The sequence below is a fragment of the Microbacterium petrolearium genome, assembly GCF_054782875.1.
This window is the reverse complement of the sequence record NZ_BAAGRQ010000032.1, coordinates 1-8838: the sequence shown is the minus strand read 5'-3', so window position 1 is coordinate 8838 and position 8838 is coordinate 1. Positions and strand designations below refer to the sequence as shown.

The 8838-nt window shown below is 76.8% G+C and carries 10 protein-coding genes; 9 read left to right on the top strand and 1 reads right to left on the bottom strand.

Annotated elements, in window-relative coordinates; all coding sequences use genetic code 11:
* Positions 1-423: 423 nt before the first annotated feature.
* From ACYVJ0_RS13280 to ACYVJ0_RS13270, 3 genes are all read left to right on the top strand, one after another.
* Positions 424-618 (top strand): DUF2795 domain-containing protein, encoded by a 195-nt coding sequence (locus ACYVJ0_RS13280; protein WP_460818326.1) that lies wholly within the window; start codon positions 424-426, stop codon positions 616-618.
* Positions 619-1473 (top strand): glycosyltransferase family 2 protein, encoded by an 855-nt coding sequence (locus tag ACYVJ0_RS13275; protein WP_460818325.1) that lies wholly within the window; start codon positions 619-621, stop codon positions 1471-1473. It abuts the gene before it with no gap.
* Between the two features lie 90 nt (positions 1474-1563).
* Positions 1564-2319, top strand: coding sequence for a sigma-70 family RNA polymerase sigma factor (locus ACYVJ0_RS13270; RefSeq protein ID WP_460818323.1), 756 nt, complete (start codon positions 1564-1566; stop codon positions 2317-2319).
* Positions 2320-2323: 4 nt separating this feature from the next.
* On the opposite strand, the gene ACYVJ0_RS13265 is transcribed toward ACYVJ0_RS13270, so the two are convergent.
* Positions 2324-3394, bottom strand: a complete 1071-nt coding sequence (locus ACYVJ0_RS13265) for a glycosyltransferase family 9 protein (protein WP_460818321.1) — start codon at positions 3392-3394, stop codon at positions 2324-2326.
* An 85-nt stretch (positions 3395-3479) separates the two neighbouring features.
* Here ACYVJ0_RS13265 and ACYVJ0_RS13260 point away from each other — a divergent pair, with 85 nt between their 5' ends.
* The 6 genes from ACYVJ0_RS13260 to ACYVJ0_RS13235 form a co-directional block, all read left to right on the top strand.
* Positions 3480-4043: a D-glycero-alpha-D-manno-heptose-1,7-bisphosphate 7-phosphatase gene (locus tag ACYVJ0_RS13260; protein ID WP_460818320.1), complete on the top strand. Its 564-nt coding sequence runs from the start codon at positions 3480-3482 to the stop codon at positions 4041-4043.
* Positions 4040-5098: a glycosyltransferase family 9 protein gene (locus tag ACYVJ0_RS13255; protein ID WP_460818318.1), complete on the top strand. Its 1059-nt coding sequence runs from the start codon at positions 4040-4042 to the stop codon at positions 5096-5098. The genes ACYVJ0_RS13260 and ACYVJ0_RS13255 overlap by 4 nt, the downstream gene beginning before the upstream one ends.
* On the top strand, positions 5095-6117 hold the full coding sequence (locus ACYVJ0_RS13250) for a glycosyltransferase (protein WP_460818316.1): 1023 nt from the start codon (positions 5095-5097) through the stop codon (positions 6115-6117). The genes ACYVJ0_RS13255 and ACYVJ0_RS13250 overlap by 4 nt, the downstream gene beginning before the upstream one ends.
* Complete coding sequence (locus ACYVJ0_RS13245; RefSeq protein ID WP_460818315.1) at positions 6114-7379, top strand: glycosyltransferase; 1266 nt, start codon at positions 6114-6116, stop codon at positions 7377-7379. The genes ACYVJ0_RS13250 and ACYVJ0_RS13245 overlap by 4 nt, the downstream gene beginning before the upstream one ends.
* A complete protein-coding gene (locus ACYVJ0_RS13240; RefSeq protein WP_460818313.1) occupies positions 7376-8056 on the top strand; it encodes a D-sedoheptulose-7-phosphate isomerase in 681 nt (226 codons plus the stop codon). The genes ACYVJ0_RS13245 and ACYVJ0_RS13240 overlap by 4 nt, the downstream gene beginning before the upstream one ends.
* A partial coding sequence (locus ACYVJ0_RS13235; protein ID WP_460818312.1) for a bifunctional heptose 7-phosphate kinase/heptose 1-phosphate adenyltransferase occupies positions 8053-8838 on the top strand: 786 nt, incomplete at its 3' end. The genes ACYVJ0_RS13240 and ACYVJ0_RS13235, both read left to right, overlap by 4 nt.

The following is an 8838-nucleotide window of genomic DNA, read 5'->3' as shown; positions in this document are numbered from 1 at the left end:
GAATCTCACGACTGACCGAAGTCAGCCGACGAGGTTATTTGGCATTTGACAAGTGCACGCTGTTGAGTTCTCAAGGATCGGACGCACCCAGCCCTGCAGGTCCCCCTGCAGCCCTCCGGGGCATTCGCACCACGACTCGTCACCCTCTTGCGAGGATCTTCGTCGGGGTTTGTGTCGCCTACTTGGGATGGGAGCCTCTCGGCTCAACCTCACCGCTTGGCGGCGACAGATGAAACATTACGCCGATGCGGCGGGTGGGGCAAACCGGTGCATCATCCCGGGCGTGTCGCCCGCCGCGCGGGCCGTCGGCGACGGGCCTGCGCAGGCGGCGTCGCCGAGCCCGCCGCGGCCCGGTGTCAACCCCCGCGCCTGGGGACCATCGGCTTCCTAGCATGGCCGCGTCCGATCACGAGAGGAGCGATCATGGCCGACAACCCCACGCCCATCGAGCTGCAGAAGTACCTCGGCGGCGTCGACTACCCGGCGCGCAAGGAGGATCTCGTCGCCCGCGCGCGGGAGAACGGCGCCCCCGACGATCTCGTCTCGGCGCTCGAGTCGGCCGGCGAGGACTCGTTCGACGCCCCCGCCGCCGTCAGCAGCGCCGTCTCGGGCGGCTGAGTGGCCTCGCGCCGCGCGGCCGGCGCGTGGGCCACGCCCGCCGCGCCGGCCGCACCCCTCGTCGACGTCCTGATCCCCACCGCCGGCCGCGTGGCCGAGCTCGCCGTCACCCTCGCGGGCCTCGCGGCACAGGACGACCCACCGTTCCGCGTGATCGTGAGCGATCAGTCGGACGACGACGCCCCCTCGCACGCCGCCGTGGCCGCGATGCGGCGCGTGCTGCAGGCACAGGGCGGCGAGGTGCAGGTGCATCGCCACCTGCCGCGTCGCGGCATGGCCGAGCAGCGGCAGTTCCTGCTGGACCGGTCGTCGGCCGAGGCGGTGCTGTTCCTCGACGACGACGTCTGGCTGGAGCCCGGGCAGCTGCAGCGGATGCACGAGGCGCTGCGCGAGCTCGACTGCGGCTTCGTGGGCATGGCGGTGCAGGGACTGTCGTACCTCGACGACGACCGGCCGGCCGAGCGCGAGGCCTTCGAGCCATGGGCCGGCCCCGTGCGCCCGGAGCGCGTGCGGCGGGGCGCGCCGGAGTTCGAGCGCTGGCGGCTGCACAACGCGGCCAATCCCGCGCACCTGGCCCGCGACGTCGATCTGCCCGAGCGCGGCTGGCTCGCCTACAAGATCGCGTGGATCGGCGGCTGCGTGCTCTTCCGTCGCGACGCCCTCCTGGAGGCCGGCGGCTTCGGCTTCTGGCGCGAGCTCGACGCCGCGCACGCGGGCGAGGACGTGCTGGCCCAGTGGCGCGTGATGCGTCGGCGCGGCGGTGCGGGTCTGCTGCCCAGCGGCGCGGTCCATCTCGAGGCACCCACGACCATCCCGCACCGCCCCGTCGACGCGTTCGACGTCGCGAGCGTCTGACGCCGGCGCGCATCGCGCGTCATGATCGCCCGCTTCTCCGCGCGTTTCAAGCCCCTCACCACGAGGCGGCGACGCTTCGATCCTCGAAGCATGACGTCCATCCAGCACGGCGAGGCATCCGACGGGACCGCTCCCGAGACGACCCCCGACGCGCTGGTCCTCACCCACATGGAGCTCGCCCGCGCCGTGGCCCGGCGGTACTTCCGCCACAGCGTCTCGCGCGACGAGGACCTCGTGCAGGTGGCGTACATCGGGCTCGTGAAGGCATCGCGGCGCTTCGATCCCGAGCGCGGCAGCGACTTCGCTGCGTTCGCGGCCCCGACCATCGCGGGCGAGATCAAGCGCCACCTGCGCGACGCGGGGTGGTTCGTGCGGCCGCCCCGGCGCGTGCAGGAGCTGCGGGCCCGGATCTCCGAGGCCTCGCCTCGTCTCGCGCAGAGCTTCGGGCGCGAGCCCACCGCGAGTGAGCTGTGCGCGGACCTCGGCGAGTCGCGCGCGGAGGTGCGCGAGGCCCTCGCGTGCGGGGATCACCTGCAGCCCGCGTCGCTCGACGTGCCCGTCGGCGCCGATCGCGACCTGACGATGGGGCAGCTGCTGCCCTCGCATCGCGATGAGATCGAGCGGGCGGAATCGGCGGCCGTCGTCCACGAGGCGATGCGTGCGCTCGCGCCGCGGGACCGCCGGGTCGTGCAGCTGCGGTTCTTCGAGGAGCGCACGCAGAGCGACATCGCCGGCGAGCTCGGCGTGACGCAGATCCAGGTCTCGCGCATCCTCTCGCGCACGCTCGCGGCGATGCGCGATCACATCCAGCACGGCCCGCCTCCGGCGCGCCGTCACGCCGCGTGATCCGCTACGGCGCGATGCGCCCGGCGGCCGCCAGCACGTCGTCGACCGTGACGCCGAGGATCGCCGGATCCGGATCGGCGGCGAACGGATCGCCCCGGCGCAGGTGCGCGGCGGTGAGGACGACGTGCGGACCGGGCGGCGGGCCCCAGTGCTCCGGGGCGGCCGGCCCGAACAGCACGACCGACGGCGTGCCGTAGGCCGAGGCCAGGTGCGCCGCGCCGGTGTCGGCCGAGATGACGAGACGGGCGCGCTCGATCACGCCGGCGAAGCGCGCGAGGTCGAGCTCGCCCGCCCGCACCGCCGCGGCGCCCAGCCCCGCGGCATCGGCCACGGCGAGGGCCCGCTCGCGCTCCGCCGCCGAGCCGGTGAAGACCACCCGGTGCCCGCCGTCCGCCAGCGCGCGGGCGACCGCCGCGAAGCGATCCACCGGCCACAGGCGCGATCCGTACGCCGCGCCGACGTGCAGCACGGTGGCGCCCTCGAGCCCCGCGGCCGGCGGCGCCGGGCGCAGGGCGACGTCGTCGGGATCGGCGGCCACGCCGTAGGCGCCCACGAGCCGCACCCAGCGGCGGCGCTCGTGCAGGTCGTCGCGCCAGCCGGGCAGCGCCTGGTCGGGCAGCGCCGTGTCCGGCCGCGCCGTATCGGGCCGCGCCGTGTCGGGCAGCGCGGGGTCGGGCAGCGCCCGGACGGGCATTCCGGTCTCGGCCACGGCGGTCGCGGGCGCGGCCGCATCGATCCCGTCCACGCGGTGCGCCATCCGCAGCCGCGCGCCGAGCGCGTCGACGAGCCAACGGCTCTCGGGGCCGCTGCCGTGCAGGTTCACCGCCACGTCGATCCGGCCGGGCTCGAGCGGCAGCGGCTCGTCGAGCCCCGGCGTCGGCAGCAGCGCGTCGACGCCGCCGATCAGCTCGACGACGGGCGAGAGCCAGCCCGGCACCGCGAGCACGAGCCGGTGCCGGGGGAAGGCGCGGCGCAGCCCGTGGATCGCGGGGACCGCGACGAGCAGGTCGCCCAGCTTCAGCGCCCGCAGGGCGAGCAGCTCCGGATGTCCGTCGGGAGGACCCAGCTCGCGCATCGCCCCAGCATCGCAGGCCCGGCCGCGCCTGCCCAGCCCCGAGAAGAGACGTTTGCCGCCGAGGAGAAGTGGGAAGTGCTCTGATATGGCCATCGATCGCACCCGCGTCCGCGCGCTGCTGTTCGACCGGGACGGCACGCTCGTCGAGGACGTGCCGTACAACGGCGATCCCGCGCGCGTGCGGCTCATGCCGTGGGCGGGCGCGGCCGTCGCGCGGGCGCGCGCGGCGGGGGTGCGGATCGGCGTGGTCTCGAACCAGTCGGGCGTCGCGCGCGGGCTCCTCACCCCCGCGCAGGTGGAGGCCGTGAACGCGCGCGTCGACGCGCTGCTCGGCCCGTTCGACGCGTGGTGCTGGTGCCCGCACGGTCCCGAGGACGGCTGCGCGTGCCGCAAGCCGGCACCGGGCCTCGTGCTCGAGGCGTGCGCGCGGCTGGGGGTCGCCCCCACGCAGGCGGTCGTGATCGGCGACATCGGCGCGGACGTGCGCGCCGCCGAGGCGGCCGGGGCGCGATCCGTCCTCGTGCCCACGCCCGTCACGCGTGCCGAGGAGGTCGCGGCGGCGCCGCGGGTGGCGCCCGATCTCGACGCCGCCGTCCGGGCCGCGCTGGAGGAGGCCGTCGTGCCGCTCGCCGGAGGGAGGGGCGCATGACGCGGGCGCTCGTGGCACGGCTCGACAGCCTCGGCGACGTGCTGCTGTCGGGGCCGGCCGTGCGCGCGGTCGCGGCGGCGCCCGGCGTGGACGAGGTCTGGATGCTCTGCAGCACGATCGGCGCCGAGGCCGCGCGCCACCTGCCGGGCGTCGACCGGGTGCTCGTGTGGGACTGCCCGTGGATCACCGCCTCGGCCCCGCCCGCCACGCCCGAGCGCATGCGCGCGCTGGAGGCGCTGCTGGCCGAGGCGCGCCCCGACGTCGCGGTCATCCTCACGTCGTTCCACCAGTCGCCCCTGCCGCTCGCGCTGTCGCTGCGGCTGGCGGGCGTCGGGCGGATCGCCGGCGCCTCGGTCGACTTCGCCGGCTCGCTGCTCGATGTGCGCCTGCGCCCGGGCGAGGATCTCCCGGAGGACCTGCCGGAGCCGGAGCGCGCCCTCGCGATCGCCGCGGCGGCCGGCTTCGCGCTGCCCCCGGGCGACGACGGCCGCCTGCGCCTGCGCGGGGTCGCCGCGCCGCCCCCGGAGGTCGCGGCGAGCGAGCGCCTGGCCGTCGTGCACCCCGGCGCCTCGGCCTCGGCCAGGCGCTGGCCCGCCGAGCGGCATCGCGAGACCGTGCGCCTGCTGCGGCAGCGCGGGTGGGACGTCGCCGTGACGGGCGGACCGGACGAGCGCGCGCTCACGGCGTTCGTCGCCGGAGACGACGGCCTCGATCTCGGCGGGGCGACGCCGCTCGCCGCGCTCGCCGGCATCCTCGCCCACGCCCGCGTCGTCGTCACGGGCAACACGGGTCCCGCGCACGTGGCCGCCGCCGTCGGCACCCCCGTCGCGAGCCTCTTCTCGCCCGTCGTGCCGGCCGTCCGGTGGGCGCCGTACGGCGTGCCGCACGCGCTGCTGGGCGACCAGCGCGCCGCCTGCCGCGACACCCGGGCGCGCGAGTGCCCCGTTCCCGGCCACCCGTGCCTGACGTCGGTGGAGCCGGCCGATGTCGTGGCGGCGTGCGAGCGGCTCGCCGGCGCCGGCGCGGTCGCGCCGAGCGAGGAGGTGCCGGCATGAGGGTGCTGTTCTGGCACGCACACGGCGGATACGCCGACGCCTTCGTGCGCGGATCGCACGAGTACCTCCTGCCGCGCGACGACGCCCGGGGCTGGCACGGGACCGCGGGGCGCGACTGGCCGCGGGCGCGCGAGGTCGCGGCCGATCGGCTGCGGGACGAGCACATCGACGTCGTCGTGCTGCAGCGCACGGAGGAGTGGGACGCCGTGCGCGCGCTCACCGGGCGCGAGCCGGGGCGCGATGTGGCCGCGCTGTTCCTCGAGCACAACACGCCCAAGCCCGACGCGACGGGCACCGTCCATCCGCTCGCCGACGCGGGCATCCCGATCGTGCACGTGACGCACTTCAACCGCGTGTTCTGGGACACCGGGCGCGCTCGCACGTTCGTCGTCGAGCACGGCGTGCCCGATCCGGGGCCGCTGTACACGGGGGAGCTGCCGCGGTCGGCCGCCGTCATCAACGAGCCCGTGCGGCGGTGGCGCGTGACGGGCACCGATCTGCTGCCGCGCCTGGCCGAGCCGGCCCCGCTGGACGTGTTCGGGATGGGCGCAGAGGGACTCCCCGCGGCGCTCGCGGCAGTCGCGGGGCCGGGACGGGCGCCCGAGGTCTCGCCGGCCGGCGACCTGCCGACGGCCCGGCTGCACGCCGAGCTGGCGCGGCGCCGCGTGTACGTGCACCCGTTCCGCTGGACCTCGCTGGGGCTGTCGCTGCTGGAGGCGATGCACCTCGGCATGCCCGTCGTCGCGCTGGCGGCGACCGAGGCGCCCGCCGCCGTCCCGCCCGAGGCCGGCATCGTGACGAACGACCTCGAGCGACTCGCCCGCGCGATCGCCGACTACGTCGCGGATCCCGCGCTCGCCGTCGAGCACGGGCGCCGCGCGCGACGCCACGCGCTCGCGCACCACGGCCTGCCGGCGTTCCTGCGCCGGTGGGACGACGTCCTCGCGGACGTCGTCGAGAACCACTCGCGCCGCACCGGCGCGACGGCCCTCCCCCATGCCGGAAGGAGCATGCGATGAGGATCTCGATGGTCTCCGAGCACGCCAGCCCGCTCGCGACGCTGGGAGGCGTCGACGCGGGCGGCCAGAACGTGCACGTCGCCGCGCTGTCGGCCGCCCTCGCCGAGCGCGGGCACGACGTGACCGTGTACACGCGGCGCGACGATCCGTCGCTGCCGGAGCGCGTGCGGATGCGCCCCGGCGTCGAGGTCGTGCACGTGGACGCGGGCCCGCCCTCGCCCGTGCCGAAGGACGAGCTGCTGCCGTTCATGGGCGACTTCGGCCGGGTGCTGGCCGCGCACTGGCGACGCGAGGTCCCCGACGTCGTGCACAGCCACTTCTGGATGTCGGGCGTGGCGGCGCTGGAGGCGGCCGACCGGCTCGGGCCGGCGCGCCCGCCCGTCGCCCACACCTTCCACGCCCTCGGCAACGTCAAGCGCCGCCATCAGGGAGCCGAGGACACGAGCCCTCCCGAGCGCGAGACGCTCGAGCCGGGCGTGGGCCACCGGGCCGACACGGTGATCGCGACGTGCTCGGACGAGGCGTTCGAGCTCATCCCGCTCGGCGTGCCGTCGAACCGCATCGCGGTGGTGCCGTGCGGCGTCGACACCGGCCTGTTCGCGCCCGACGGGCCGGCCGAGGCGCGGGGCCGCCGCTTCCGGATCATGACGGTGGGCCGGCTGGTGCCGCGCAAGGGCGTGGGATCGACCATCACGGCGCTCGCCCGGCTGGCGGCGGCGGGGCGCGACGAGGTGGAGCTGGTCGTCATCGGCGGCTCGCGCGGACCGGACGAGGTAATGCAGGACCCGGATGTGCAGCGCCTGCGCGAGCGCGCGAGGGCGGAGGGCGTGGAGCACCTCGTGGAGTTCCGCGGCCAGGTGCCGCACGCCGAGCTGCCGGCCGCGCTGCGCTCGGCCGACGTCGTCGTGTGCGCGCCCTGGTACGAGCCGTTCGGGATCGTGCCGCTCGAGGCGATGGCGGTGGGGGTCCCCGTGATCGCCGCGGCCGTGGGCGGCCTCATCGACACCGTCGTGCACGGCCGCACCGGGCTGCACGTGCCGCCGCGCGATCCGGACGCGATCGCCGGCGCGATCGAGACGCTGCGCGACGATCCGGAGCTGCGGGCCGAGCTGGGGCGGGCCGGCGTGGCCCGCGCGCACAGCCGGTACACGTGGGCGAAGGTCGCCGCCGACACCGAGCGCGTGTACCGGGGCCTGGCCGCCTCGAACGCCGCCGCCGAGCCGGCGCCGGCCCGGCGGGCGATGGGAGGTGGACGCGCATGACGAGCCCTCGCATCGCCTCCCTCGGCGCCCCGCTGCGGCGGGCCGACGACATCCTCTCGGCCACACTGCGCGCCCACCTCGACGACCACGCGGCGGCCATGTCGTCGCTGCGCGGGCAGGTGCCGGCCGTCGCCGAGTGGGGCGCCGAGCTGGCCGCGCGCCTGCTGCGCGGGCAGCGCCTGCTCGCAGCGGGCAACGGCGGCTCGGCCGCCGAGGCCCAGCACCTCACGGCCGAGATCGTCGGGCGCTTCGACGGCGAGCGGCGCCCGTTCTCGGCGATCGCGCTGCACGCCGACACCTCGAGCGTCACGGCGATCGGCAACGACTACGGGTACGACGAGGTGTTCGCGCGGCAGGTGCGCGCGCACGCCCGCCCCGGCGACGTGCTCGTGCTGATGTCGACGAGCGGCCGCAGCCCCAACCTCGTGCGCGCGGCGCGCGCGGCGGGCGAGATCGGCGCGGAGGCGTGGGCCCTCACCGGCCGCGGCCCCAACCCGCTGTGCGACGCGAGCGACGCGCACATCGCGCTCGACGCGCCCGCGGCGGGCGTGCAGGAGGCGCAGCTGGTGGCCCTGCACCTGCTGTGCCGCGTGTTCGACCATCACGTGCGCGCGCACGACGCGGCCCTCCCCCGCGCCGCCGCGCCCGCGCAGCCGGCGAGGGGAGCGGGCGCATGAGGATCGCGGTTGTGGGCGACACCCTGCTGGATGTGGACGTGTCGGGCAGCGCCGAGCGGCTGAGCCCGGACGCGCCCGTGCCCGTGGTGGCCGTGAGCGAGACCGCGCCGCGGCCGGGCGGCGCGGGCCTCGTGGCGGCGCTGCTCGCGCGGGACGGCGCGGACGTGCGGCTCGTCACGGCGCTCGGCGACGACGACCGCGCCGGCGAGCTGCGGGCGCTGCTGGCCCGACCACGCGGTCGCGGCGGGCGCATCGAGGTCGTCGCGGCGGCCTCGGGCGCGCCGACGCCGGTGAAGACGCGGGTGCGGGCCGCCGGTCACGCGATCGTGCGGATCGACGACGACTGCGACGCGCCGCCCTCCCCGGCCGCCACGGACGACATGCTGGCGGCGCTCGACGACGTCGATGCCGTCGTCGTGGCCGACTACGGCCGCGGCGTGACGGCCGATCCGCGCCTGCGCGCGGCCCTCGAGCGCGCCGGGCGGCGCGTGCCGCTCGTGTGGGATCCCCACCCGCGCGGCACCGATCCGGTCCCCTCGGCAGCGGTCGTGACGCCGAATCTCGCGGAGGCGCGGTCGGCCTCCGGCGAGACCGGGACGGGGATCGCGGGGGCCGCCGCCGCGGCAGCCTGCCTGGCCGAGCGCTGGGGCGTGCGGGCGGTGCTCGTCACCCTCGGCGAGCGCGGCGAGCTGCTCGCCGCCGGTGCGGCCGCGCCGCACGTCGTGCCCGCCGTGCCGGTGGCGGCAGCCGACCCGTGCGGCGCCGGCGACCGCCTGAGCGCC

Coding starts and splice junctions, on each gene's coding strand:
- ACYVJ0_RS13280 (WP_460818326.1), top strand. CDS start 424: ATGGCCGACAACCCCACGCCCATCGAGCTGCAGAAGTACCTCGGCGGC.
- ACYVJ0_RS13260 (WP_460818320.1), top strand. CDS start 3,480: ATGGCCATCGATCGCACCCGCGTCCGCGCGCTGCTGTTCGACCGGGAC.
- ACYVJ0_RS13270 (WP_460818323.1), top strand. CDS start 1,564: ATGACGTCCATCCAGCACGGCGAGGCATCCGACGGGACCGCTCCCGAG.
- ACYVJ0_RS13240 (WP_460818313.1), top strand. CDS start 7,376: ATGACGAGCCCTCGCATCGCCTCCCTCGGCGCCCCGCTGCGGCGGGCC.
- ACYVJ0_RS13245 (WP_460818315.1), top strand. CDS start 6,114: ATGAGGATCTCGATGGTCTCCGAGCACGCCAGCCCGCTCGCGACGCTG.
- ACYVJ0_RS13265 (WP_460818321.1), bottom strand. CDS start 3,394: ATGCGCGAGCTGGGTCCTCCCGACGGACATCCGGAGCTGCTCGCCCTG.
- ACYVJ0_RS13255 (WP_460818318.1), top strand. CDS start 4,040: ATGACGCGGGCGCTCGTGGCACGGCTCGACAGCCTCGGCGACGTGCTG.
- ACYVJ0_RS13250 (WP_460818316.1), top strand. CDS start 5,095: ATGAGGGTGCTGTTCTGGCACGCACACGGCGGATACGCCGACGCCTTC.